The sequence below is a fragment of the Dyadobacter sp. genome (assembly GCF_039919315.1).
Taxonomy (GTDB): Bacteria; Bacteroidota; Bacteroidia; order Cytophagales; family Spirosomataceae; genus Dyadobacter.
Genome location: NZ_JBDSFX010000090.1, coordinates 273672 through 300324, shown reverse-complemented (window position 1 = coordinate 300324; position 26653 = coordinate 273672). Strand labels below are relative to the sequence as shown.

General features: G+C 47.4%; 18 protein-coding genes. 14 read left to right on the top strand and 4 right to left on the bottom strand.

All coding sequences use genetic code 11. The features are described from left to right. The 3 genes from ABIO93_RS26895 to ABIO93_RS26885 form a co-directional block, all read left to right on the top strand. Positions 1-2351: TonB-dependent receptor (locus tag ABIO93_RS26895; protein ID WP_348073101.1), on the top strand; the 2351-nt coding region annotated here is incomplete at its 5' end. 59 nt (positions 2352-2410) lie between these two features. After that, positions 2411-3448: a histidine kinase gene (locus tag ABIO93_RS26890; RefSeq protein WP_348073100.1), complete on the top strand. Its 1038-nt coding sequence runs from the start codon at positions 2411-2413 to the stop codon at positions 3446-3448. Between the two features lie 77 nt (positions 3449-3525). Next, positions 3526-4293, top strand: a complete 768-nt coding sequence (locus ABIO93_RS26885) for a LytTR family DNA-binding domain-containing protein (protein ID WP_348073099.1) — start codon at positions 3526-3528, stop codon at positions 4291-4293. A 31-nt stretch (positions 4294-4324) separates the two neighbouring features. On the opposite strand, the gene ABIO93_RS26880 is transcribed toward ABIO93_RS26885, so the two are convergent. Beyond that, positions 4325-4720, bottom strand: coding sequence for a hypothetical protein (locus tag ABIO93_RS26880; RefSeq protein ID WP_348073098.1), 396 nt, complete (start codon positions 4718-4720; stop codon positions 4325-4327). Between the two features lie 273 nt (positions 4721-4993). Between ABIO93_RS26880 and ABIO93_RS26875 the strand changes: the two genes are divergently transcribed. The 3 genes from ABIO93_RS26875 (at position 4994) to ABIO93_RS26865 (ending at position 9815) form a co-directional block, all read left to right on the top strand. Further along, the gene (locus ABIO93_RS26875) at positions 4994-8821 is read left to right on the top strand and encodes a PVC-type heme-binding CxxCH protein (RefSeq protein WP_348073097.1); all 3828 of its coding nucleotides are present in this window, start codon (positions 4994-4996) and stop codon (positions 8819-8821) included. Positions 8822-9159: 338 nt separating this feature from the next. Further along, a complete protein-coding gene (locus tag ABIO93_RS26870; RefSeq protein WP_348073096.1) occupies positions 9160-9489 on the top strand; it encodes a hypothetical protein in 330 nt (109 codons plus the stop codon). 155 nt (positions 9490-9644) lie between these two features. Continuing rightward, positions 9645-9815, top strand: a complete 171-nt coding sequence (locus ABIO93_RS26865; RefSeq protein ID WP_348073095.1) for a hypothetical protein — start codon at positions 9645-9647, stop codon at positions 9813-9815. A gap of 61 nt (positions 9816-9876) precedes the next feature. Here the strand turns inward: ABIO93_RS26865 and ABIO93_RS26860 are convergent, their stop codons facing one another. Further along, positions 9877-10764 (bottom strand): AraC family transcriptional regulator, encoded by an 888-nt coding sequence (locus ABIO93_RS26860; protein WP_348073094.1) that lies wholly within the window; start codon positions 10762-10764, stop codon positions 9877-9879. Between the two features lie 161 nt (positions 10765-10925). On the opposite strand from ABIO93_RS26860, the gene ABIO93_RS26855 reads away from it, so the two are divergent. Next, positions 10926-11822: a phytanoyl-CoA dioxygenase family protein gene (locus ABIO93_RS26855; protein WP_348073093.1), complete on the top strand. Its 897-nt coding sequence runs from the start codon at positions 10926-10928 to the stop codon at positions 11820-11822. A 64-nt stretch (positions 11823-11886) separates the two neighbouring features. On the opposite strand, the gene ABIO93_RS26850 is transcribed toward ABIO93_RS26855, so the two are convergent. Continuing rightward, positions 11887-13353, bottom strand: coding sequence for a Gfo/Idh/MocA family oxidoreductase (locus ABIO93_RS26850; RefSeq protein ID WP_348073092.1), 1467 nt, complete (start codon positions 13351-13353; stop codon positions 11887-11889). A 123-nt stretch (positions 13354-13476) separates the two neighbouring features. Next, a complete protein-coding gene (locus ABIO93_RS26845; protein WP_348073091.1) occupies positions 13477-14811 on the bottom strand; it encodes a hypothetical protein in 1335 nt (444 codons plus the stop codon). A 113-nt stretch (positions 14812-14924) separates the two neighbouring features. Here ABIO93_RS26845 and ABIO93_RS26840 point away from each other — a divergent pair, with 113 nt between their 5' ends. From ABIO93_RS26840 to ABIO93_RS26810, 7 genes are all read left to right on the top strand, one after another. Further along, positions 14925-15572 carry a family 16 glycoside hydrolase gene (locus ABIO93_RS26840; protein WP_348073090.1) on the top strand — a complete coding sequence of 216 codons (648 nt, stop codon included), beginning with the start codon at positions 14925-14927 and terminating at the stop codon, positions 15570-15572. 63 nt (positions 15573-15635) lie between these two features. Continuing rightward, positions 15636-16412, top strand: coding sequence for an exodeoxyribonuclease III (xth, locus tag ABIO93_RS26835; RefSeq protein ID WP_348073089.1), 777 nt, complete (start codon positions 15636-15638; stop codon positions 16410-16412). Positions 16413-16569: 157 nt separating this feature from the next. Continuing rightward, entirely contained in the window at positions 16570-17832 is a 1263-nt protein-coding gene (locus ABIO93_RS26830; protein WP_348073088.1) for an MFS transporter, read from the top strand. 62 nt (positions 17833-17894) lie between these two features. Next, positions 17895-19394 carry an L-fucose/L-arabinose isomerase family protein gene (locus ABIO93_RS26825; RefSeq protein WP_348073087.1) on the top strand — a complete coding sequence of 500 codons (1500 nt, stop codon included), beginning with the start codon at positions 17895-17897 and terminating at the stop codon, positions 19392-19394. A gap of 49 nt (positions 19395-19443) precedes the next feature. Then, entirely contained in the window at positions 19444-22635 is a 3192-nt protein-coding gene (locus ABIO93_RS26820) for a TonB-dependent receptor (RefSeq protein WP_348073086.1), read from the top strand. An 11-nt stretch (positions 22636-22646) separates the two neighbouring features. After that, entirely contained in the window at positions 22647-24080 is a 1434-nt protein-coding gene (locus ABIO93_RS26815; RefSeq protein WP_348073085.1) for a RagB/SusD family nutrient uptake outer membrane protein, read from the top strand. 34 nt (positions 24081-24114) lie between these two features. Beyond that, on the top strand, positions 24115-26649 hold the full coding sequence (locus ABIO93_RS26810) for a hypothetical protein (protein WP_348073084.1): 2535 nt from the start codon (positions 24115-24117) through the stop codon (positions 26647-26649). Positions 26650-26653 lie beyond the last annotated feature (4 nt).

Below are 26653 nucleotides of genomic sequence, written 5' to 3'. Positions count from 1 at the left end.
GCCTCTTTGCATTCAATCCGCTGATGGCCCAGCTGACGACCCAAACGATCCGCGGCGTAATCCGTGACGAGGTGGCGCAATCACCCGTCATAGGCGCATCGGTGATGCTCATTCAAGCCGAAGGCGAGTATCCTGTCGGTGCGATTACCGATGTAAACGGGGAATTCAAAATTACCGGCATTCGAATCGGAAGGCATTCATTCAGAATCACTTCCGTCGGTTATGAAGAACAACGCCTCTCGAATATTATCGTGACCGCTGGAAAAGAAGTCGTCCTCAATGTGACCTTGACTGAAATGGTCAAAGAATTGGGTGAGATAGTGATTACTGCCGACAGAAAAAACGATAAGACCAAAACCAACAATGAACTGGCGCTGGTGAGCGGCCGCTCTTTCAATGTGGAAGATACCAAACGTTACGCAGGCGCGCTGGGTGATCCTTCGCGTATGGCGGCCAACTACGCGGGTGTAGTTTCGGGCAATGATTCCCGTAATGACATCGTGGTGCGCGGTAACTCTCCTACCGGTATGCTCTGGCAGCTCGAAGGCCTCAACATTCCCAACCCCAACCATTTCGGTTCGCTGGGAAGTACGGGAGGGCCGGTTAGCATGCTCAATAACAACACATTAGACAAATCCGATTTCTTAACCAGCGCGTTTCCTTCTCAATACGGCAATGCATTGTCAGCCGTGTTTGACCTCCGCTTGCGGGAAGGTAATAATGAGAAACACGAATTTTTGGGTCAGGTAGGTTTTAATGGTTTTGAAGTCGGAGCGGAAGGCCCGTTCTCTAAAAATTCCAAGGCTTCTTATCTGCTCAATTACCGCTACTCTACATTAGGCCTTTTCAAAGCCCTCGGTATCAATTTCGGGACGGGCAGCGCGGTTCCTGATTATTCTGACCTGAACTTCAAAGTGGCAGTACCGACCGGAACCAAAGGAAAATTGACGTTTTTTGGGATTGTGGGACAAAGCGATGTAACGTTTCTGGGCAATGACGTAGATACGACCAATACCAATTTATACGGTACCGAAAACTCAAATACCCGGGTGAAATATGGTACTAACATCTTTGGTGTAAGCTACGAACATACGCTTTCGCCCAAAACATTCGCCAAGCTGACATTGGGGGCCAGTACTACCAGCCAGATATTCAGCGGCGACTCCATCAGCATTGTGACCAGAGAGGCATTCCTGAATGGTGAAGCGAAATTTAAGACCCGCAAATACTCGGCAGTTCTCAATATGCGGCACAAGATCAATGCAAAACATAGCTTGTATGCCGGCGTCACCGTAGACTTGCTCAACTTTGATCTTTTCAACAGAAGTATTTACAATGCCGGTGAATTCGATACCATTCGTGTGAATGTCAAAGACCAGAACAACATTCTCACGCAAGCTTACGGACAATGGAAGTACCGTATTAACAAGACCTTACAACTGACAACCGGCTTGCACGCGCAGCATTTCAGCCTGAATAACCAGGTTGCTGTGGAGCCCCGGTTGGGTCTGCAATATATTTTCCTGAACGGGCAGTCGGTGAGCGCGGGTTACGGGCTGAACAGTCAGGCGCAGAGTACGTATGCATATTATGTGCAGACACCTACACCTGCGGGACCTGCTTACACGAACAAGAAGCTGGATTTTACCAAAAGTCATCATTTTGTGCTGAGCTATGAAAACCGGCTGGGTGAAAACCTGCGGCTGAAAGTGGAGCCTTATTACCAGTCTATTTTCAATGTGCCGGTGGAACGCAACGGTACGTCATTTTCAGTGCTCAATACCGGCAGTAATTTTGCCAATATGGACGAAGACAGCCTGGTTAATAAAGGTACCGGCAGAAATTACGGTGTGGAACTCACATTAGAAAGATACTTCAACCGCGGCTACTATTTCCTGATCACCACTTCATTATTCGATTCCAAATACAAAGGAAGCGATGGAGTTCAGCGGAATACTGCCTTCAACAGTCATTATGTAGTCAACATTCTGGCGGGCAAGGAAATTAAGATCGGTGCTAACAATGTGGTAAGTGCCAGTATCAAAACCACTTTTGTAGGTGGCAAATACATTTCACCATTGAACCTGGAAGAATCCCGACGTCGCGGTGGAGCGGTGTATGATGAACGCAATGCCTTTTCCCAGCGCCAGAATGCCTATTTCAGAACGGACGTGAGACTTACCTACCGCAAGGAATTACGCAAAAGTACCATTGAAGCATCTTTGGATCTGCAAAATGTGAGCGCGACGAAAAACATATTCCAGCAAACCTACAACCCACGTACCAACAGCCTGGCGACTGAATACCAGCAGGGGTTTTTCCCGGTACCATTGTTCCGGTTCACATTTTAGGATGACCGAAAGGTTTTAAATGTTAATTATTTACGAATTTTAAGGTCAAATAAAAAGACGTGGACAAAACAACGAGTGAACCCTTGTACAAGCTTAATGATGCAAAAATGCGTCTGATAGGCATCCCGTTTCTTTCTTTTGCCATTCCTATGGTGCTGAGTTTCGATGATTTTTTAAAACTGAGTAACAATTACCTGATTTCCGCGGGCATTTCATTCGTGATCACGGTGGCACTTTGGGAGGGGAACCGGTACATTATCATGCTCATGCGCCGCATTTTTCCAAATTATAGCCAAACCAGCACAAGGCTTCTTTTTGAAGCGGTACTGGCACTTTTTTACACTTTGGTCACCACATTTGTACTGGACGAGGTCCTTTGTAAGGCTTTCAATGCCCGGCCCGGCATGTTATTAGGCTTCCGGATCAGCCTCCTGCCCACGCTGCTGGTTTACCTGGTGTATGAGGCCATTTACTTTTTTGAATCATGGAAACTGAATATCAGGAAAACCGAGTCGCTGATGCGCGAAGGCATTGAAACACAGCTCGCTGTACTTAAAAATCAGCTCGACCCCCATTTTCTGTTTAATAGTATGAACACCCTTGCCGCGCTGATCGACGATACCAATGTGGACGCGCAGCAATACCTGGAAAGGCTCTCGGATGTATACCGGTATGTGCTCGTGAGCAGGAGCAAAAATACGGTGCAGCTCGACGAGGAAATTACTTTTCTGGATGCTTATGTGTACCTCAACAAGATCAGGTTTAGGGACAATCTGATGGTGGAAAAGCACATTTCGCCGGATGCTTACCTGCAGCATGTAACGCCGCTCAGCATTCAGATGCTCATTGAAAACGCGATCAAGCACAACATTGCTTCGAAGGAAAGTCCGCTGAAAATCAATATCCGGCAGGAAGGCGACCAATATCTGGTGGTCGAAAACAACATTCAGGAGAAAACAATCCTCGAAAAATCGACGCGGGTAGGATTGCAGAACATCATTAACCGGTACAACCTGCTCACCGAGCGGCGGGTGGAGATCATTCAAAGCGCTGAGTTGTTTACCGTCAAAATTCCATTGATCAGCCAGTTCGTTTAAAACTTGTCATTCTTTTACTGACGTTTCATTAAGAAATTCCATGAGGTAATTCCATTAGGGGTCCCATTGCCAAATATATGAAAGCATTAATCATTGAGGACGAATATCCCGCGGCAGAACGGCTCGAAAAGCTGCTCAAAAAACTAGACCCTCGTATAGAGATATCCGGTGTGCTCGAAAGTGTGGAAGCGGCCAAGCGGTGGTTTAAGTCCGGGCAGGCGGTAGACATTATATTTTCCGACATTCAGCTTTCCGACGGCCTAAGTTTCCAGATTTTCGAAGATTTTCCTGCACATAGTCCGATCATATTTACTACTTCCTACGACGAGTACGCGATCAAGGCATTCAAGGTCAAAAGCATTGATTACCTACTGAAACCCATTAAGTTACCAGAACTGGAAGAGGCGATCAAAAAGTACGAGAATTTTAAGCAGGATTTTTCGCCCCAGGCTTATGCCCAAAAAGTGGAATCGATGCTGGATAGTCTGGAAATGAGCCGCAAGACTTACAAAACGAGGTTTTTGGTCAAAAACGGCGAGCAGCTTGTCCCCATTCATCAGGAACAGGTGGCGTATTTCTACACCGCGAACGAAATGTCCTGCCTCGTGGCCAGCGACGGACGCCAGTTTTTGGTAGACTATAACCTCGAAGAGCTCGAATCGATGATCGATCCATTGAGTTTTTTCCGGCTAAACCGTCAGTTCATCGCGCGAATTACAGCCATTCAGAAGATTTACACTTATTTCAATGGCAAACTCAAAGTGGAGCTCCGTCCCGAAACTGCCCAGGAAATTATGGTGAGCAGGGAAAAAGCGCCTGCCTTCAAAGCCTGGCTGGACGAGTAGTTTGTAAATGTATCGTGCTGGTTTTGTCAGGTCATTGGCAAAATTGACTTGATACGCTGTCGCAGACAAGTATTTTAACTGGGCTGAATACTGCCTGGCAAATTTTTGGGCGGTATTTGTTTTCAGCATCTTGATCAAAATGAAATTTCATGTAAAACACCGCGCCTATTTTTTGGACAGAATCCGGCAAATCCAAAACAGCGGCGAGATAGAATGTTGAATCCGAAGTTTGCGATTTTTGCGCTGTTGCCAAGTCAGTTGGTTCCAGGAATTGAATTAAATGAAGCGGCTTATCCGACACGCAATAATTTGCTATGAACTTGGCTCGCACACAATCTGCATGGTCAGCATTATCAACGGCTTCATCGGTACACGATAGTGCAGCAACTGAAAGCAAAAATACCAGGAGAGTAGTGAACAGCTTCATAATAGTTTTGGCTTTGAGAATGGATTTCCAACTATGCAACTTTAAGACACATCGTATATCAAACAGTTGCAACTACTACATTTTTTATTTCCTTGTTTAATCGCTTGCTGGAACATCCCGTAAAATAAAAGTAATTGGGTGATTAAATTGAAAGCATTAACGGCTTTGATCTGGAATAGCTAACATGTTAATTGTTAGCTATTTTCGTTTTATCCAGTCTTTCTTATGAAGCCATTTGGTCAATGCATCCTGCTTGTCATTTTAAGTGTATCAATGTTTTGGGTAAATCCGGTCGCCGCCCAGGCCCCGAATCCCGGTTTTACTCCTAAAAAAGGAGACCATATTATCCTGCTCGGCAACACTTTCGCGGACCGGATGCGTCATTACGGCTACTTTGAAACGATACTACAAAAAAACTACCCGAACAAGCAGCTAACATTGCGCAACATGGGATGGAGTGCGGACGAGGTAGGTTTGCAGCCCCGACCATTGAATTTTCCCGGTTTTGGTGAAAAAACGTCCAGACTTACGGAAGGTAAAAAAGAAGTCAAATTCCAGGGCTATACCCACGAAGGAGAACGGATCATAATGCCGGTACCCCTCAATTTTCAAGGCCTCAACCAGGATCTTTCCGACCAGAAAGCAGATATTATTTTACTCTGCTTTGGAATGAACGAGGCTTTCAAAGGCGCCGCGGGCATTCCGCAATTTGAAAAAGACCTTCATGCATTTATCCAAAACCTGCAAAACAACCAATACAATGGTCGCTCCGCCCCTACGCTCGTGCTGGTATCACCCATTGCGCACGAAAACCTGGGTGGACACTTGCCCGATCCCGCGGAACACAACAAAAATCTGGAACTGTATACAAAGACTATGCAAAAAACGGCCAATGCAAAAGGCTTGTATTTCATAGACCTCTTCACCACATCCATTGCCCGGGCCAAACTCAAAAACCAGCCACCAATCACGATCAACGGCATTCACCTCAATGACGCAGGGTACAGGCTGGCAGCGGAATGGATGGGAAATTCACTCGGATTTAGCAAGATAGCCGACCTTAATTCCGAGAATGGTAAAAAGCTGACGGCAGTGATCAAAATGAAGGATATCCATTTCTTTTATCGCTGGCGGGCGGTGAACGGGGAGTATATTTATGGACGCCGCAGAGAGCCTTTCGGCGTTATCGCATTCCCTCCGGAGCTGCGTAAACTGAACCAAATGACCGCCGCACTGGATTCCGTGATCTGGGAACTGGGTAAAAGCAATGGCACCGAAAGTTATCAAAAAGCCATCGACATTACCGACCGGCGTGGAAAACCGGTGGACCCGATGCTCCTACCCGATATCCCCATGACAGGCAGGCAGGGCGAGGCGGCCCGCGCGGCTGCTCACGCGCATCACGAGAAAATGTGGCCGGCTACTACCGAAAAGTTTAAACTTCCGGCGGGTTATGAGATCAATCTTTTTGCATCCGAAAAGGATTTTCCCATTGAAAAACCGGTGGCGATGAATTTCGATGCCCGCGGCAGGCTTTGGGTTGCGACTATGCCTACCTACCCGCAATACTTTCCTGGCATTCCGGTCCATGATAAAATCGTGATCCTGGAAGATACCGACGGCGATGGTAAGGCGGACAAGCATACCGTTTTTGCCGATGACCTTTACCTTCCGCTGGGTTTTGAGTTCGGAAATGGGGGTATATATGTATCGCAGGAGCCGGACATTGTTTTCATGAAAGACACCGACGGGGACTACAAAGCCGACGTACGCGAAGTGATCCTGACCGGGTTCGGGTCCGAGGACAGTCACCACGCGACCCATGCATTCACTTATGGACAGGATGGCGCATTGTATTTCAATGAGGGTACTTTTCTGAACACGCAGGTGGAGACGCCATATGGCCCAATTCGCTCATATGCGGGTGCGACTTATCGTTTTGAGCCTCGTACCGCAAAGCTTTTCCACTACATTTCTTATCCTTATTACAATCCGTGGGGAAGTATTTTTGACAAATGGGGCACACATCTGATCGGCGACGCCTCCGATGGTTCCAATTATTTTGCCCCTCCCATGACCGGCAATGTTACCTATCCCGACAAACATCCGCGCATTAATATGTTCACGGAAACGCGCGTGAGGCCCACTGCGGGTATCGAAATTGTTTCCAGCAGGCAGTTTCCCGACGATGTACAAGGTGATTTTCTGGTGAATAATAACATTGGTTTTCAGGGTACCAAGCAGCACCGGATCATTTCGCAGGGCTCGGGCATTGGTAGCAAAGAAGTAGAACCTATCCTCCAATCCTCAGATCCGAATTTTCGCCCGATCGACTTGGAATTCGGCCCGGATGGCGCATTATATATTGTCGACTGGTACAATCCGCTGATCTCGCACGGTGAAAATCCCCCCCGCGACCCCGCACGCGACATTTCTCACGGACGGATCTGGCGCATTACTTACAAAGACAAGGCGCTACTCCCGCGCACCGACATTTCCAAACAGAACATTGCGCAGCTTTTGGAAAATTTGAAAGTACACGAAGATCGCTTCCGTTACCGGTCGAGAGCGCAAATCCGTGAACAAAAGTCTGAAACAGTGTTACCAGCATTGAAAACATGGATTGGATCGTTGGACAAAAATGACCCGGAATATGAACATCATTTATTGGAAGGATTGTGGCTCTACCAGGATTTTGATGTACCGGAAGAAACATTATTGAAAACATTACTCAACGCCAAAGAGCCTCACGCACGCGCCGCAGCGACCAAAGTATTACGCTTTTGGAAAGACAAAATCCCGGGTTCTCTGGAACTGATGCGGGCGCGGGTCAATGATCCGTCTCCCCGGGTGAGGATTGAAGCAATCGTTGCGCTCAGTTTTTTTGAAGACGAAAAAGGTGTTACCGCAGCATTGGATGTACTCAACTATCCGACTGATTATTATCTGGATTACGCGATTTCGGAGACTTTCCGACATTTAAAACCGGTTTGGTATGCAGCGATGAAACGTCAAATGTTCCTACAAAAGACCGAACGTTACCTGCTTCCATTTTTATCGAATGATGAGTTGCTTGCATTGCCTAAGAACCACGGAACATTGATCGAAATTCTGGGCAGATCTCACATGGGTATAAAACAGAAAGAAGCTGCATTGAGCCAACTGTCGCGCGAGCTGGAATTGAGTAAAACCAAAGCCATGCTATATGCGTTGAAAATCGAAAACAGGCCAGCTCAGCAAAATGAGATGGTCGGTATGATGCTTCATTTTGATAAAAGCGAGCTTGGTAAGCACCGTTCCGAGTTCGAGAATCTGATCAGGACTGATACTATCCATTTCATGAAAGCATTGAGTTATGCCGCGATCATCACCGCCGATGAGTCGGACCGCTCCATTCAAAATCAGATCGTTTCCAACAAAGCCGACTATTTGAAAAGCATTTCTATTTTGCCGGATAAAGATTTGCAAGCTACTTTTTTCGGCAAAATCAAAACAATGGCGGCAGATGTACCAGGGATTACCTACCCGCTTTTGATGAAAATGACCATTGAAAATCCTGCTAAAACGCAGTCGGTCAAGGATTTTGTCACATCTCTGAACCAGTTACCGGAAACTTTGCAGCGTTCAGAAGCTTTTGCAAATGCCGTGGTTTCTATGAAAAATATGGTCCCGCAGATCTCCGAAAAAGATCGAAAAGACATTCTTGCTTTACTGGAAACAATGGGTACCATTGAAATTAAGCTGACTGCAATCGAAGCCAAAATGGCTTTTGACAAAAAGAGCATGACCATTCCCGCTGGCAGGGCCATCACATTGGTTTTCGAAAACCCGGACCTGATGCCACACAATGTGGTGATCGTCAAGCCCGGTACTGCTGAAAAAGTAGGAGAAGCAGCCGACGCAATGGCAAGTCTAAAAGATGGTTTTGAAAAAAACTTCGTCCCTGCCACTACGGATGTTTTATTCGCCACGCCGCTCGTCAATTCCGGCAAAAGCTTCCGCCTCGAATTCAAAGCTCCAACCCAGCCAGGCGACTACCCATTTATATGTTCCTTTCCGGGACATTGGCGGGTCATGCAGGGGGTGTTGACGGTGGAGTAGTTAGGGTTTAGCATTGTTGATTCAAGGGAAGTAGATGTTATAAATAATTTAAATTCGAGTTATTGAACTTGAAAGCATAAGTCCGGTTAGGGACGCAACATTGGTAGCCGCGGCGATGCCGGCCAGACAATACAAAATACCGTAGGTATGTAACATTATGCACACCGTTGCGTACCTACGGCACTTGTGAACTGTGCTAAAATTTGAACCTACCAATATTTCATCCCTATGGGTTTTTTGTTAGACCACCTAACAATGTGTAGTTTTATCCAAACTAATAGAGCAATTGGAAAAATTGAAATGATCAAAATCACCAAACTTGTTAACTGACATTCAAAATGGAAGAGAAAACCGATTTCAGTAAAAAAATGGAGGTCTTGCTGTCGGAAGGTAACGCTGCCATTTCAGATGCACGTTCTTATCTGATCAGCCACGGAGAAGTTGTAGATTTATCAGAGTGGGTCACGATTAAGGAATATTGCAAACGGTTCGACATCAAAAATGTGGAAACTGTTTTGAACTGGATTAGCCGGGGAATCGTGCCGAAAGAGAATGTGGTAACCGTTGAAGAATTTAACAATACCCGATTGATAAAAGCAATTCCCTACCAGATAAGGTCGACCAAAAGTGCTGACCAGGCAAAACAACTAGTTTCTTCCAAAAAATGAAACCAAAAACCCTCCCCTAACTCCTAACCGCCTCAGCCCTAACCTTACTCATCACCTCGGCATACATCGCCGCTATACCGCGGGTGACATTATCTTAAAAACTGCACAATGCCGCCGCTTCCTAAAAATGGATAGGCGCCTGGCAGCCTGCGCGGGTGAGTGCGGCGGATGGGGTTACGGCATTGGACATCAAGATCGGGAAGTTCATCAATTTGCCGATGGAGGAACTGGCGCAGCTGGTATTCAATGTAAATAACCGCTTTCCAGGCTCGCAGGTGTGGGCTGTGGGCGATATGGCGGGGGCTGACGCCAAATCTGGCAAGTAGTATCATACCCAATGGGACATTACCAAAGGTGCGACCCTACCAAAATGAGTACCTTCATTGGCTACCCAAAAAATTCCGGCTGCTCCGGCTGTTTTGCTATTTCCCGGAACTGCTTGCGGTAGCCCAATGGAGCCATACCAGCAAATTTTCTGAATTGTCGGTAAAAGAACGGCAGACTTTCGTACCCGCATGCATACCCGATCTCCGCAATCTGCATATCGGTCTCGATCAGCATTTTACTGGCCATCGTGATCCGGTATTCATTCAAAAAAGTAAACAAAGGCTTGTGCATGATCTTGCTAAAAAACCGCGAGAATGCCTCTTCGCTCATGTGCACCAGCCCGGCGACCTCTGCCAGCGTAACCTTATTCTGATAGTTCTCCCGGATGTGGCTATACACCAGATTGACCCTTTGATTATCGTCAAAATTGAGCGGATAGGTGAATCCCTGTTCACACAAAAGCTCGAAATCCGCAGCTCCCGCAAGGAAATCCAGTATGTCGAGCAACCGCATCAGTCTTGGAAACGGAGGTAATGCGGGCAAACTTTGCACCCAGTCCTGAACTCGATCCGAAACAGCCGGCGTGAACCGTATCCCCTGATCAGACAGTTGCAAAAGCCGCTGAATGGGTTTAAACTCCGGGTTTTCGATCCAACCCGCTCCCAGTAAGTCTGCCGACCATTGCACTACCACGGCACGCGCCTTTCCGGGATTTTCGCCGGTATTTTTCCAGCAATGGGGAAGGTTGGGGCCCACCATTACCAAGTCACCCGCATCAAAATTCTCCATGCTGTTCCCCACATACCGCACGCCCTGGCTATTCAGGATCAGGGTCAGCTCATATTCGGGATGGTAATGCCAGGGTGCATCAAACTCGTCGACCTCATGCAGAAACACGATGAAAGAATTTTCAGGTGTCCTTTTGGCTTTTTCAAACTGTGCTTTCATAACCCACGACTTTGATACATTGCTTATTATGCATCAATAACGAATTGACGAAAAATTAACACTACAAAATAAACAACTAATTGATCAATATTGGCAATTCAAGCAGAAACTGTTTCGACGATATTTGTCCAAGTTCAATTGTAACGATTATTCCTAAACCCATGATTTTACAAACCACTGACCTGTCCGGATACCATGAACTGGTATCCGATCTTTTTACACAGCCACGCTCCTCCGAAGAATGGGAACAGTACAGGCTTAGTGAAGAACAGGTCAGTTTTTTCAATGAAAATGGTTACCTCGCCAACATCAAGCTGCTGGAACCATGGCAGGTAGACATTCTGAATAAGGAATTGACCCTTAGCACCAATCCGGCGCACCCCGGACATCATTTATTTTATGAATTTCATTCCAACGAATCCGCCGATCCGAATGCGGTGCTCATGCATGCGCTCGGAGCCTGGCGGGTTACCGTTGGTTTTCATGACGTACTCTGGAACCCTGCTTTTGTAATGGCAGCCAGCCAGTTACTGGGCAACTCCGCAGTTCGTTTCTGGCATGATCAACTGTTTTGCAAGCCAGCCCGTCACGGCGGCGTCGTGGCCTGGCATCAGGATTATTCTTACTGGACGCGCACCGTTCCCATGCAGCACCTTACCTGTTGGACAGGTCTTGATGATGCGAGTGTTGAGAATGGCTGCCTTTATTATGTACCAAAAAGTCACCGCTGGGGATTGCTGGACAAGCCGGAGCTGGCGGGAGATATGGATGGTATTATGCCTTATCTCACGGAGGAGCAAAAAGCGGAATTTAAACCGGTGCCCATCGAAATGAAAAAGGGCTATGCTACTTTTCATCATCCATTGATGGTCCACGGTTCTTACGAAAACAAGTCAGAAAGATCCAGAAGGGCATTTGTGCTAAATGTGTTCAGCGACGGTACTACCTCGCAAACCGACGAAGAATTGCTTGCCGGCGTGCCCATCATCACCAGGGACGAGAAACTGGATGGTCAGTTTTTCCCGCTGCTCTACGAACCCGAATTGATTACAAAATAACCCACTGAACATAGAAAGAGCCGGAACGTAATATATTCCGGCTCTCCTTTTTTTTAATCTAAAACTATACGCCCAGGTTCCAACCTTCACGATAATTACGCTTCACAAACTGGTTCACGTCGTCGAAGTTGGTCACTTTCATGTTTTTATAATCCCAAAGCATCTTCATGTTGCTGCCCGGATAGTCGAATCCGTTGCCGGTCGCTCTTGGCTTAGGCATATCCGCACCGCGTATTGCCAGGTTTGCCATCAGGATCGCTTCTGTCAATGGTCCGGCCAGATCAAACGGTGAGCTCAGTTCCATTTTGCCATATCCGGCGATACAGCCTTCTACCCACTGCGCATAGTGGCCATCGGCACTACCTGGTACACGGGCAAATTTTTGTTTCACTTTTACTTCCTGCATGCGCGACAGCGGAAGCAGGCGGGGATTGGCAGCATATTCGCTGGCCATCATTTTACCTTTGGAACCTACAAATAGGATACCGCTGTTACCGTCACCGAACAATTCGTTAGGTCCCAGTTCTTCCGGGCGTTCCGGTTTGATACCACCATCCATCCAGTGCATGGTCACCGGCCCTTTGGTTCTTGGTGTTTTAGGGAAAGTCAATGTGGCGTGGCTTGACGGCGGGCAACTATCCGGGAAGATCCCTCTTTTACCAAAATCCGTAAAAACACTGCTTACACTGGCCTGCATATCCACCGCATATTTAAGCCCCAACACGCGGAAAGGTGCTTCCATCAGGTGGCATCCCAGGTCACCCAGCGCGCCGGTACCGTAGTCCCACCATCCGCGCCAGCTTCCAGGGATCAGTTTATCAACATAATCTTTGTAGGGAGCAGTACCCAGCCACAAATTCCAGTCCAGTTCTTTCGGAACCGGTGGTTTTTCCGACGGCCAGGGAATACCTTGCGGCCAGATCGGGCGGTTGGTCCAGATATAAACCGTATCGACATTACCGATCACGCCCGCGTCAAACCATTCGTGCAACTGTCGTACACCGTCCCCAGACGATCCCTGGTTGCCCATTTGCGTTACTACCTTGTATTTGGCGGCAGCTTCGGTCAGCATCCTGGCCTCGTAAATATCGTGGGTCATTGGCTTTTGCACATACACGTGCTTGCCCAGCTGCATCGCTGCCATCGCCACTACGGCGTGGGTATGGTCGGGTGTAGAGACAGAGACCGCATCAAAGTTTTTGGATTCTTTCTCAAACATTTCCCGCCAGTCCTTATAATATTTTGCTTTGGGGAAGTTCGTTACCGAGGTAGCAGCTCTTCGGTCGTCCACATCGCAGAGGTACCCGATATCAGCCTTTCCGCTTTTGAAAAAATTGGCAATATCAGAAGTTCCTTTTCCACCAACGCCGACACCGGCCACTACAATTTTGTCGCTTGGGGCTGTGAAACCTTTACCGCCCAGCACATGGCGGGGAACGATCATGAAACCCGCCGCAGCAACGGTCGAAGCTTTGATAAAATCCCTTCTTGTCGAAGCAGATTGTTCATTTTTTGTATTCGGTTTGTCCATTAATTTTCCGGTTAAGGTTTCTGGTTAAGATTTTAGATATACTCAGTAAAAGGAGGATGTGGCTATTTTTAATCTGATTAAACAAATTATTATTTTGTTAAGCCACACAAAACTTTCGTAACACTAAAATCTGGTCACCTTCCCTTTCCCTTCAAACCAGGTATCTTTCACCGCCCCAGTACCGTTAAGCCGTATTTGTACACCCACGATCCCGGTCGCCTTGTTCGGAAAAGTAAGCGAATAGGCCTTGACGCCATTGACAAATAAAGTGGCATGCTTGTTCACAGTTTCCACCCGCAACTTCGTCCATTGGGTAAGGTTGGCACCAAATTTCGACAAGTCGGTGTTTTTGCTACTCACAAACGTCCCGCAGAAAGCCAGCGACATATCGCCTATGCACGGTCTGGCAGCGAGCGGAATGATAATGATGTCGTTTTTGCATTGAATGAGTACCTGCACCGGCTGGCAGGTGTTGGTACCCTGGTCGAAATTGTTTTTGATAACCGTTTCAAAAGTGAAATTATCGCTCATCAGATCACCCATATCGCGCTGATTAAAAAACCGTATCCTGGGTGCTTTGGGGTAAAGGGGCAGGTTGTATTTTTTCAAAACATGCTCATCCACCGCGACCATGCTGTCTTTAAGGCATTCCTCATCTTTGAAATAAAGCGGTACCGGCTCATCTTCCGCCAGGCACAGCCATCCCCTGGAAGTGATCCAAAGGTCCTGTGCTTTCACGATCTGATTATCGGCAATCAACTTGGTGTTGAAAAAGCCGGGGTAGTAATAAATTGCCGAATGTTCATGCTGGTTTTTGGGAACCAGTTTCTTTCTGGTAATATCCCAGGTTTGTACGATAAAAACGGAATCCGTAGCAGCCGCCCGGGCATCATAATGGAACACGACCGAATTAGGGACTCCTTCTGCGATCATCTTATCGGTACGAAATGAAAATGCATTGCTATCCAATGAATTTTGTTTCGACGAAATCAATGTATAACCGAGCAGCGAGAGCGGTATCAAGGCCAAGAACCAGTAATACTTGAAACCTTTTTGCTTGACAGGCGCAACCGGAATCCGCGCTGGCTGTGCTGCCGGTAATGCTGGTTCGCTGACCTGAGTGGCGCTTACTTCCGCAGTCTCAGCGACCACATTATAGACTGCTGCAGCCGACAATGCCGAAGTTACTTCTTGTCTGAAATTCCGCCAATCCGTATAGCCTGCAAATTGGGCCAGTGTATTTAATGTAGTAAGGGTTGGCGCGTGGTCGTATTTCAGCTTTCCCCAGATACGCTTTAATGTAGAAGTACTCAGCCGGACACCGGTACTGTCGTTAACAATGTCGCTCAGTTTTTCAAAATCGTAATGAACCCAGCCATTACTACTGCCCCAGCCCAACTTCGACTCGATCAGCAAAAGGCACTGATTTATTTCAGATTCTTCTCCGTTTTTGGCCATTTGGGGTAACAGAAAATGATTTGCACTGATTTGCCTTGAATTTGAACAACCAAAAATAGACCATTTAACTGAATATTGCAGGAGTGTTTCAATCAATGTAAAAATCAATAGCTATGAAAACCTTGTTATCATTTTTTTTACTTTACCTCTTTATTTATCCGGCATTTGCGCAGACTTTCCGCCCGGATCTTCATTCGCCCGACATTTGGAATGTAACCAACAGAAAAACTGAAACCCTTACTGAATCCGGCAAGAAAGTATTGCGGGTCAGTGAAGCCGTCGAGGATGGTCTTGTAACGTTGAAAGATTATTCATTTGTCGACGGTACCATTGAATTGGACGTCAAAGGAAGGAATGTTTTGCAAAAAAGTTTTGTGGGTGTGGCTTTCCATGTTCAAGATGCGAAACATTATGAGGTCGTTTATTTTCGTCCATTCAATTTTATGAACCCGGACACGGCCCGCAGGCTGCGAGCTGTTCAATATGTGTCAATGCCCGATCATCCCTGGGAAAAACTGCGGGCGGATTCACCGGGAAAATATGAGAAGAGGGTGAATCCGGTACCAGATCCAGAAGACTGGTTTCATGCCAAAATCGTTGTTGCAGGCAAATCTGTTAAGGTTTTTGTTAACAATTCTCCTACACCATGTTTGGAAGTAGAGCGTTTGAGCAGCGCAACAACTGGTAGTATCGCGCTCTGGGTCGGCAATACCTCAAATGGTTCATTTGCTAATTTGGTGGTTACAACAGCAAAGAAATGATACATTGATTAAATTGAGGGCTTGATTTTTATACATTCAGATCGAAAGGAAAAACTGATCTTTATGAAAATAGCCACTTATAATGTCAATGGAGTAAATGGACGTCTGCCAGTACTACTCCGCTGGCTTGCCGAAAGTCAGCCGGATGTAGTTTGTTTGCAGGAATTAAAAGCGCCGGAGGAAAAATTTCCCGAACAAGCGATCCTGGACGCGGGTTATAACGCGATCTGGCATGGACAAAAAAGCTGGAACGGTGTAGCAATACTAGCCCGAAATGCGGAACTGCAGGAAGTGCGGCGGGAGTTGCCCGGGGACGTAGAGGACCTGCACAGCCGGTACATTGAGGCGATCGTCAACGGAATGCTGGTCGCCTGCCTGTATCTGCCCAATGGTAACCCAGCACCCGGTCCGAAGCTCGATTACAAAATGAAATGGTTCGAAAGGCTAACGACCCACGCCGCCGAATTAATGGAATTCGGCGTGCCGGTCGTGATGGCTGGCGATTATAATGTAATGCCTACCGAGCTCGATGTGTACAAACCGGAGCGCTGGGTAGACGATGCGCTGTTCCGCCCGGAAGTACGCGCTGCTTTCAAAACGCTGGTCGACCAAGGCTGGACCGACGCAATTCGAAAGCTGCACCCTAACGAGGTTATCTATACGTTCTGGGATTATTTTCGCGATGCATACGGACGGAATGCCGGCCTGCGCATCGATCATTTTCTACTCAGTCCGCACCTGGACAAGCGCCTGCTGGCAGCCGGGGTCGATCGTCACGTACGCGGCTGGGAGAAAAGCAGCGATCACGCCCCTACCTGGATTGAGCTTGCCGACGCGTAACAAGCAGTATGGTTATCAACCCAAGGCTGAAGCCTTGGGTTGATCCGCCGCTGGCAGTACCTGTTATGTTAATTTTTTAATAATTAATTACAAAAATTTGCTTTTGGTATTTTCTGACTTTACTTTTGAATGAAAATAAGTTAGTGCGTTAAGTTATATGAAAAAAAACTCTATCAGATGGTTTGTAGTCATGATGGTATTCGTAGCCACGGGATTAAGTTTTCTCGACCGGCAGGTACTATCCATTGCGATCATCAAGATCCAGAAAGAGTTTGGTTTCAATGATATAGAATACGGCTGGGTTAACACCAGTTTTTTGCTCAGCTATGCTTTGATGTTCACAGTAGGCGGCTGGCTGATTGACCGAATTGGCGCGAAAAAAGGCCTTGCAGTGGCTGTGGGTGTATGGTCGGTAGCGAATGCGCTGCATGGTGTGATGCATAATCTGTCACAGCTTGTCGCATTCCGATTCTTCCTGGGCATGGGGGAAGGCGCCTGTTTTCCCGGAGCCGCAAAGACGGTTTACGATTGGTTTGACAAAAAAGAAAGAGCATTGGCCAATGGGATCGCCATTGGAGGTTCTGCCATCGGTGCGGTCATTGCGCCTCCCCTCACGATCTGGATCTCGGAGTATTTTGGCTGGCGCGCGGGTTTTGTGATTCCCGGGCTGGTTGGTATTGGCTGGGTGGTAGTTTGGCTGCTCATTCCGTGGCAAGAAACAGTTTCGAGTATCCCGGCCCGTAAAGTAGTCACCGAACCTGCTAACAACATTCCATTCTCAACGATATTAAAATTAAGAGAAACCTGGGTATTCATTTTCATGCGTTTCTTGCTCGATCCGGTCATGTATTTCATGATGTTTTGGATACCAAAATACCTGAATCAGGTTCGCGGCGTGCCATTCGAACAAATTGGCGGGTTATTCTGGATACCATTTCTGGCACTGGGTGTTGCTAATGTATTGGGCGGTTTCCTGTCCGACAAGCTGGTAAAAAGCAATTTCAGCATTAATAAGGCACGCAAAACAGTGATGGGATTCGCTGCCGCACTCACGCTGGCCGTTCCATTGACCGAGTACACATCCGAAGTTGCGGTCGCTGTGGCGATGATGGCGGTTTATATGTTCGCGCATGGTTTCTGGATCACCAATTACATTACCTGCATTTCGGATATGTTTGGTCCAAAGGCGACTTCCACCGTCGTGGGGCTTTCGGGTACGGCCGGGGCGATTTCGAGTCTGGTACTCAATCCATTGATCGGTAAAATCGTGCAGGATTACTCTTACAAACCGATGTGGATCGCGGCCGGGATACTTTACCCCATTGCATTTGCAGCTTTTGTTTTATTGATACCGAAAATCCGGTTCTTGTTTCAGGAAGTTGAAACAGCGCAGGTAAGCCCGGACGTTATTACGAGTTAAAAAATTTTGCCAGAAATTACTTAGTGCGTTAAGAATTTAGAATTAGAAAAATAAATAGAATTATGGGAAATCCATTACAGAGCGAAAATCACTTAGAACAGCAGGCCATTATCCAGAAACGAAAGCCAACCCGTCCGAGGATTGGTGTGTTTGGTGTCGGTTATTACAAATATTGGAGCCAGTTTGAGGGGCTATTGGACGATATGCTGCGGAAACAAGCCGTTTTCGTTGAAAAAATACAAACCGGCTCACACGCGGAAGTGATTGACTTTGGGCTGGTCGATAATGTGGAGAAGGCTTACGAGCTGGTACCTAAGCTGAATGCGGCCAATCTGGACCTGATTTTCTGCGATATGGTTACCTATGCAACTTCCAACACATTCGGTACCGTCATCCGCAGCGTCAATGTCCCTATCGTACTCGTGGCCCTGCAACCTGACCAGGCCATGGATTACACGCGTGCCTCTACCTACATGCAGCTGTATAATGATGACATTTGCTCGCTTCCGGAGTTTGCGGGTGTCGCTGCGCGAATGGGTAAAAAAGTGCCGGACATGATTATTGGAACCTTGTATGATGATCCACAGGCTGATGCTGAAATTGAAGAATACTGCCGCATAGCAGCCGTTTTGCACGATTTGAAAACCTCCCGCATTGGTCACATTGGCCACCCGATTGAGGCGATGCTGGACATGCATTCGGACTCGACGATGTTCACTGCGCATTTCGGCGCGCACATTGTGCAATGCGAGGCGCACGAGATCGTGACCCAGTACCAGCGGTCTGACGCCAGCGAAATTGAACCGGTAAAAGAACGCATTCTCGATTTTTTCGATACACCTGATCCTGTGTCCGACCCGATTTCTGAAAAACTCAGGGAGTCGGATCTTGAAATTGCTGCCCGGGTAACGGTAGCCCTTGAAAAATTCATTGAAGAAAAGAAACTCGACGGCCTGGCCTATTACTACGAAGGGCCGGATAACAGTGAGACGCGTACGGTGATGTCCAACCTCATTGTCGGAAACTCGCTGCTAACCGGTGCAGGATTTCCAATGTGTGGCGAATCGGACCTAAAAACTTGCTTTGCCATGCTCATTATGGAACGTTTAGGCATAGGCGGTAGCTTTGCGGAGTTTCACCCGGTGGATTTTAAAGAGGGATTTGTACTGGTAGGTCACGATGGGCCGCATAATGTCGCCATTGCACAGGGACGACCTGTGTTGAGAAGTCTTACGAAATACCACGGTAAGCCAGGTTTTGGTGCCGGGGTAGAGTTCAAGATCAAGGAAGGACCGATTACGATGCTGAGTATCAACTCTACTTACGATGGAAAATTCAAATTTGTGATCGCCGAAGGCCAGTCAGTAGAGGGGCCTATCCCTCCTACCGGCAATACCAACACGCGCGGATTTTTCAAACCGGATGTGCGCACATTTTTACAAAGATGGATGAAGGAAGGCCCTACGCACCATTTTGCGCTCGGTGTAGGGCACCACGCCCATGCTATCCAGAAGATTGCCAATTACCTTAATCTGGAATCGGTGATCATCAGGCAGGATTAAATGACTATTCCAAACCCTTAAACAAGCCAATCCTAATCACTAAAAGACGATGAAACGATCTTTATTCCCAAAGCTGTCGCCGTGGGTTACCGGCACGCTGCTGTGTTTGCTCTTTTTAACGGGCACATTACACGCCCAAACAGACTTGAAAATTACGGTTAGCGGCAAAATCAAAGCCGAAAATGACAACGCGCCTTTGATCGGTGCCACCATTGCGGAGAAAGGCACGAACACGGGTACCACCGCAGATGTGGATGGTAATTACAAGATTTCGGTAGCGCAAGGCGCCAGCATTGTGATCAGTTTCATCGGGTATGTGCCTCAGGAGATCAAGGTGGACAACCGGTCGGTGATTGATGTGACCATGAAAGCAGACCAGCAGCAGTTGCAGGATGTAGTAGTGGTCGGTTACGGTACGGCACGAAAAAAGGACCTGACCGGATCTATTGCTAAGATTTCAAGTGACCAACTCATCCAGCCCTCAGCGGGGAGTTTTGATCAAATGCTGCAAGGCAAAGTTCCTGGTGTACAGATCAGCCAGACCACCGGTGCGCCGGGTGGTAATGTCAACATTCTGATCCGCGGCGTAAGCTCCATTACCGGTGGAAATCAGCCGCTGTATGTGATTGATGGCTTTGCGATTGGATCAGGTGGCGGTGGTTCAGATATGCGGAATTATGGGGGAAATAACTTTTCCTCCGCCGGGATGGCTTCCAACACGGGCAACCGCGTCAACCCGCTGGCATCCATTAATCCGTCGGACATTGAATCTATTGAAATACTTAAAGATGCCTCAGCAACTGCTATTTATGGTTCTCGCGGAGCAAATGGTGTCGTGATCGTCACTACGAAACGCGGCGCTTATGGTAAATCGCAAGTAAGCGTAGATGCCTCGTACGGTTTCCAGGAAGTGGCGCATAAGCTGGATATGATGAACTCGCGCCAGTACGCCGACTATGTGGTGGACGGACGGGACAATGCGTGGGTATATGCAGGTGGAAAAGCGACGGACGCCAATGAAGTAAGATCGGTCAATACCAGGGTAAGGCCTGATTTCAGGACCCCGTCGTCTCTCACTACGGATACGGACTGGCAGGATGTGCTGTTCCGAACGGCGCCTGTCCGGAATCTACAAGTATCATCAACAGGTGGAAATGAGAAAGCAAAGTACTTTATATCAGCGGGTTACTTTTCACAGGAAGGTGTGATCCTCAATTCTGACTATACCCGTTTTAATTTAAGGGTGAATCTCGACGCGCAGCTGACAAAGCGCATTAAAATCGGGACTTCGACATTCGGATCTTACGGTTTTGGCCGTTTTGTAAACACTGAATCACATTACGGAGCAGGCGGGCTTTTGGCAAATATACTGGCAGCGTCGCCGACGATTCCGGCTTACGATAGCAATGGTGGTTATTATTTTAACCAGAATGACGTGAACGACGGTTTGGGATTCCTGGCCAATGTGCTGGCAGTCAATGACGGTTCCGGTGACCGACGCAAGGTAATGGACCTGGTCACCAATAATTTTATAGAGGTCAGCATTAACAATGACCTTACATTCAAAAGCTCCGTCGGGGTCAATTTTGGCACCAATAATATCCGGCTTTGGCGGTCATCGGCAGTACCTAATTTCGGTACATTGAACTACCCGGCTACCGCAGGAACTTCCCGTGCTGAAAATCTCAACTGGCTGAATGAAAATACATTGACTTACGTCAAAGTGATTAATAACAAGCATTTTGTCAATGGTTTGATCGGTTTCACCGCTCAGAAAAACAGCCGGGACCTGGTTGCAGTAGGTGCTTCCGATTTTCCAACCGAATATGTTCCTTTTATTACTGCGGGTATTGTCAATGCGGGCACGCAGAGCATTAATGAATGGTCGCTCTTATCCATGATGGCGCGGGCAACTTATTCTTATGCAGGCAAATACATGTTTACAGCCACGGTTCGCCGCGATGGAAGTTCAAGATTTGGAGCGAATAATCGCTGGGGTTCATTTCCTTCATTTTCAGTAGGATATAATATTTCCGAAGAAAATTTCATGAAGGATCAAAATGTGATCAGTAACCTGAAACTGCGGGCAAGCTATGGTATTTCGGGAAATAATCAGATCGGGGATTATACGAGTATCGGGCTGCTGTCGACCACCAGATATATCAGGAACAAGGCATTGAGCCCGGGCTTGATTCCCAGCACATTATCCAACGACAACCTAACCTGGGAAAAATCGAAACAAACCAATATCGGTATCGACCTGAGTTTATTTAAAGACCGCATTACGCTGACTGCGGATGCCTATCGCGATCACAAAACGGATTTGCTGCTGGCGGTGCAATTACCAGCTGCCTCAGGATTTAGCAGCTCCACGCAGAACATTGGAGATATTGAAAATAAAGGTTTCGAGCTCGGTTTGCAGACAGTCAATATGCGTCACAAAGGTTTCGAATGGAATACCAATGTTACATTCAGCCATAATGAAAACAAGGTTTTGAAGCTGGCCACTGAAGGCGGCAGGATTTCCAATTCCACATATCAGATTACCGAGGTAGGATCTCCAATTTCCAGTTTTTATCTGATCAATAAGCTTGGCGTATTCATGACCAGCGCGGAATTGGACGGTGCCGCGCTGCAACATCCTAAAACACAAGCGGGTGATCTCAAATTTGAAGATGTCAATAAGGATGGGGTCATTAACCAGAGCGACCGGAAAATTGTCGGCACGCCCTGGCCGGATTTCACCTGGGGACTGGATAACAATTTCAGTCTGGGCGGATTGAGCCTGAACATTGGCCTGGTAGGTTCTCACGGCGCCTATACCTATCTGGACGCAGGTGCATCGCTTTTGGGTAGTAACGGTGTTCAAAATAACCTGGCGCTCACCGACAAAAGATGGCGGTCGGAGGCCAATCCCGGCGACGGTATCATGCCGAGGTCGATCCGAAGTAACCACGCATTGGGTTTTGGTACCTCGTCACATTACCTGTTTGACAATTCTTTTACCAGGATCAAAAACATCAAATTGTCTTATAACCTGCCCAAAGAATTGACCAAACGCATGGGATTAAGTGCTCTGAATGTATATGCCAATGCCGCGAACGTCTACACTTTCACCGATTATCCGGGTTACGACCCTGAATCGAGCATTACCGGCGACAATGTGGTCAATGCGGGCATTGATTATCTGAACTATCCGCTTCCGCGCACTTACACCCTAGGGATTAAACTCACTTTTTAAAAGCTTCCGCAATGAAAAAATTGATCATATACGTCTTCATGGGAGTTGCTGTCGCCTCCTGTTCCGACTTTCTGAGTTTGCAACCTGAGTATCAGATCAGTGAAAACTCTTTTTATAAAACGCCAAAGGATTTCCAAACGGCACTGATCGGCAACTATGCCGGTTTGCAAGGGCTTCATAATACTTCGGTGGTCAATGTGGGGGATCTGACAACAGACAATACGGACATTAAATCCACTTCCCCGACGACTTCGGAGGCTGAATGCGATGAAATGAACCTTACCGCCTCCAATGATTTTCTCAATTCCATCTGGGGAACGTGCTTTGCTACCATTGCAAGGTCCAATAACATCCTGTCGCGGCTGGATGCTGTTACCATGACGGATGCGCAAAAAAATCAGTACCGGGGAGAAGCGTTGTTTCTGCGAGCGTACAGCTACTTTTATCTGGTTCGCCTTTTTGGCAATGTGCCCATCGTGGATGTTTCGTTCCGAAGCCCCGATGAGATTATGAGTTTCGACATGACCAGAAAGCCGGTCAGCGACGTGTACGCTGTGATTACCAAAGACCTGACCGAGTCGGCAACATTGCTCAATGGGGTAACAGGTTTGAGTAAATCCCAGGCTTCGGTCGGCGCTGCTAAAACGCTTTTGGGTAAAGTTTATCTGACTACCAAACAGTTTGATCTGGCCAAAACGGTACTCAAAGAGGTCATAGACCTGAAAGCCTACACATTGAATCCTGATTACAAAAAAATGTTTACCAATGGAAATGACGAATTACCTGAATCCATTTTTGAGGTAAAATACTTGTCAGGCAATGTGGGTGAAGGCAACTCATTTTCAACGATTTTCATGCCTTCCCGGTTTGATGTCGGCATGTTTCCGGGCAATATGCAGGGTGCCGGGCGAGTGTTGCCAACGCGCCAGATGGCTGGTTCCTATGAAAAAGGAGATCTGCGCAGACCTGCTTCCATTGGAGACTCGGTAAAACTGATCAACGGTAAATATGAAAAAGAGCTGTTTGGCCTCAAATTCGTGGATTTTACGACGGGGATTGTGGGCGACGGAGGTATTAATTTTACCTCGCTCCGCTACGCTGATGTGTTGCTGATGTACGCCGAAGCTTTGAATGAGACCAATAATACGGCAGAGGCGCATACTTACATTAATATGGTGCGGAGCCGGGCTGCACTTTCCGCACTGGCTGGATTAACACAGCCAAATCTCGCCCTGGCCATTGAAAATGAAAGAAAATTCGAGTTTTTCCTGGAAGGCCACCGGTGGTTTGACCTCGTTCGTACCGGGCGTTTTCAGGTTGTAATGAATCGCTATTTCAAGGATAATGGGCTGAGTTTCACGGTAGCTGATCATGAAGTACTCATGCCGGTACCATTGCGGGAAATCGATATTAATCCAAATCTAGGCCAGAATCCAGGCTATTGAGTAGTAAAATAGCAACTGAAAATCTTTTGTTCATATGCGTTTCAAGATTCTCAACTTCACCTTCCTGCTATCCGCGACATTCATTCTGACTGTTTTGACCGGTAAATCCAATGCGCAGGAAGTTTCATTTCTACGGGGTAAGCCATTTAATAACATTACAATGGAGACCTCGCTGAAACCTTTCAAGAAAAATGACAAGACCTACATCCGCTCCGTAGCGAAGGAAATGTTTGTCCAATGGCACGCATTGCTCCGTCATGCCGATACAGTATCGGTAATGCTCTGGACGGGCGACGGCTCCGAGATCCTGGAATACAAAGGAACGCCGACGCAGCCGCTGGAATGGGCGCAGTACATTGGTAACCCGAATACCAAGCATGCGGTAAACTCGGGCCCGAAGGAGCTGTCCATTCACGAACGGGCCTATTTTTACCTGGACCATCCACCCAAATTCACATATGGCGACCTCAAATTCATTGTTCAGGCTTTAAAAGAAGAAGGGCATAAAGTGACGGGTAAACCGATCCGGGTAGGGGAAACATTCGATCCGGGACCTGAGTTTGCCAAATCGGATTTTAAATATAAAAGACATACCGAAATCCTTGGCGGGAGCGCAATGGGCCATAACACGATGGTGAGCTGCTATTCGGTACTGAAAGGTGACAAGGAAGTGTACGCCGGTTTCCCGAAGGGTATCCCCGATAATACGCCCTTTGGTACCTTTTTGGGAAGACAAAGCCGTCATTTATTGAAAGATATGGACTTTGATTTCCTGTGGATGAGCAATGGGTTTGGGTTTGGTGTAGAAGGCTGGTCATCTACCGGTGCTATTTTTGACGGCAAAGGATTTGATCAGGCGAAGCTGGCGGCGACAAAGTCCAAGATCTCCGATTTCTGGAAATTTTTCAGGGCTGAATGTCCTGATATACAAATACAAACGCGTGGCACCAACCTTTCCACAGGTACGGACCTGGCGCGGGATGGCGTGGATTTACAATCTATTTACAAAGACAAAAACATACTTCCTCCTCCTAATTCTCCCTGGGCAGCATTGGATGGTGATTTCGGGCTGGAAATGGTCGGGTATATGTCACGTATGGCCGAGCTGCCTGATGAGCGTTATCTTTTCAGGTATTATACCCACGATCCGTGGTGGATCAATAGTCCCTGGCTGGACCGGTACGGACGCGAACCGCACGACATTTACCTGCCGCTTTCAGTGGCGCGTATCAATGCAAAAGGCCAGACCAAACTGCCGACGCATTTGAATTTGCTGAGTATTGACAATTCTTTCGGCGATATGCCTACCCAGGTTCCGGACGAAGTCACGCCCCATCTTCTAAAAGCCCGCTACGACTCCCCGACTGCGCCAGGGCCGCTGGTATGGGTGTATCCCTTCGACGAATACCATGAATGGGCCTACAAATACAAGGACCGGCTGCCAGAAATCTATTACGGCGACTGGCTGGTCCGTCAGGCGATAAACAATGGATTTCCTTTGAATACCGTGATTTCGACGGGTTCATTTCAAAAAGTGGTCCAAAGCGAACCTCAGAAATTCAGCGAATCTGTGCTGGTAACCATTGTTCCCGATGCCGGTTCCAGTCTTGAAAAAGCATTGATCACATTTGTTCAAAATGGCGGAAAACTGCTGGTCTATGGTCCGGCGGGTCATGCAGGAAAAGACTTTCTGGCATTGCTGAACCTGGTTAACACTACGCCGCTGGAAGGCGAGTTTGCGATTACTTCGGTGTATAAAGGTGACGTAATGTCCTCGCCTTATCCCGGTAAGATCCTACACAGCGCATTGTTTTCGGGCGGCGGGATCAGTTCGCAGTTGCTCGATGCAAATGATAAATCAACGCGTGTACTTTCGCAAATGTCACAAGGAGGACAAACCCGTGACGCTGCCTGGGTGCGCGCGAAACCGGAGTGGAAAGGCGGAAAAGTGCTGTACATCCGCGGTACCAATTCGAGCAAGTTCACGGGCGGAAAACTGCTCACACCCGACGATCCTGCTGAGTTGTTCACCGGGCCGCTGCTCATGCGGTATGCATTGCAGGAATTTGGTATTAACCTGGGCATTACCAAGGAAGATCCTTCCGTGAAAAATCCGGTACTGACGATCGCTAGGAGCAATAATGCATTCATTTTTTCGGGTTACAATCCTAATACCACGATTGTGAACAATTTCAAATTCCCGCAAGGCGCACCGCTGCTGCTGGGTTTTGACACGAAATTGGACAAAGGAAATTCGGTTTATACATTACCTACTTCCTGGAACCGGGAGTCGCGGTTTTTTATTGAACAAAATGATGGTATCGTTGCTTTGAAAGAGCTGCATTCGGGTGAAATGGGCATTGCTAAGCGGTACAAGCTGACTGGCCTAAAAAATGCTACGGTCAGGATCTACGCCGATGATCACATTAATACCAATGATTTTCACGCGTATTTGAATGCGAATTATCCGTGGAAAGAGGGAAAGATCTCTTTTAAAGAAGGCGATCCGAAGTTCGGTAAACATTTTGTGGTAGAAAATATCACCGGAAGCCTTGTTGTTTCCTGGTAAGAAA

Bases quoted from the DNA above. Each gene is read 5' to 3' on its own strand.
- ABIO93_RS26810 (WP_348073084.1), top strand. From the start codon at position 24,115: ATGCGTTTCAAGATTCTCAACTTCACCTTCCTGCTATCCGCGACATTC.
- ABIO93_RS26830 (WP_348073088.1), top strand. From the start codon at position 16,570: ATGAAAAAAAACTCTATCAGATGGTTTGTAGTCATGATGGTATTCGTA.
- ABIO93_RS26845 (WP_348073091.1), bottom strand. From the start codon at position 14,811: ATGGCCAAAAACGGAGAAGAATCTGAAATAAATCAGTGCCTTTTGCTG.
- ABIO93_RS26885 (WP_348073099.1), top strand. From the start codon at position 3,526: ATGAAAGCATTAATCATTGAGGACGAATATCCCGCGGCAGAACGGCTC.
- ABIO93_RS26825 (WP_348073087.1), top strand. From the start codon at position 17,895: ATGGGAAATCCATTACAGAGCGAAAATCACTTAGAACAGCAGGCCATT.
- ABIO93_RS26815 (WP_348073085.1), top strand. From the start codon at position 22,647: ATGAAAAAATTGATCATATACGTCTTCATGGGAGTTGCTGTCGCCTCC.
- ABIO93_RS26840 (WP_348073090.1), top strand. From the start codon at position 14,925: ATGAAAACCTTGTTATCATTTTTTTTACTTTACCTCTTTATTTATCCG.
- ABIO93_RS26875 (WP_348073097.1), top strand. From the start codon at position 4,994: ATGTTTTGGGTAAATCCGGTCGCCGCCCAGGCCCCGAATCCCGGTTTT.
- ABIO93_RS26855 (WP_348073093.1), top strand. From the start codon at position 10,926: ATGATTTTACAAACCACTGACCTGTCCGGATACCATGAACTGGTATCC.
- xth (WP_348073089.1), top strand. From the start codon at position 15,636: ATGAAAATAGCCACTTATAATGTCAATGGAGTAAATGGACGTCTGCCA.
- ABIO93_RS26850 (WP_348073092.1), bottom strand. From the start codon at position 13,353: ATGGACAAACCGAATACAAAAAATGAACAATCTGCTTCGACAAGAAGG.
- ABIO93_RS26820 (WP_348073086.1), top strand. From the start codon at position 19,444: ATGAAACGATCTTTATTCCCAAAGCTGTCGCCGTGGGTTACCGGCACG.
- ABIO93_RS26860 (WP_348073094.1), bottom strand. From the start codon at position 10,764: ATGAAAGCACAGTTTGAAAAAGCCAAAAGGACACCTGAAAATTCTTTC.
- ABIO93_RS26870 (WP_348073096.1), top strand. From the start codon at position 9,160: ATGGAAGAGAAAACCGATTTCAGTAAAAAAATGGAGGTCTTGCTGTCG.
- ABIO93_RS26880 (WP_348073098.1), bottom strand. From the start codon at position 4,720: ATGAAGCTGTTCACTACTCTCCTGGTATTTTTGCTTTCAGTTGCTGCA.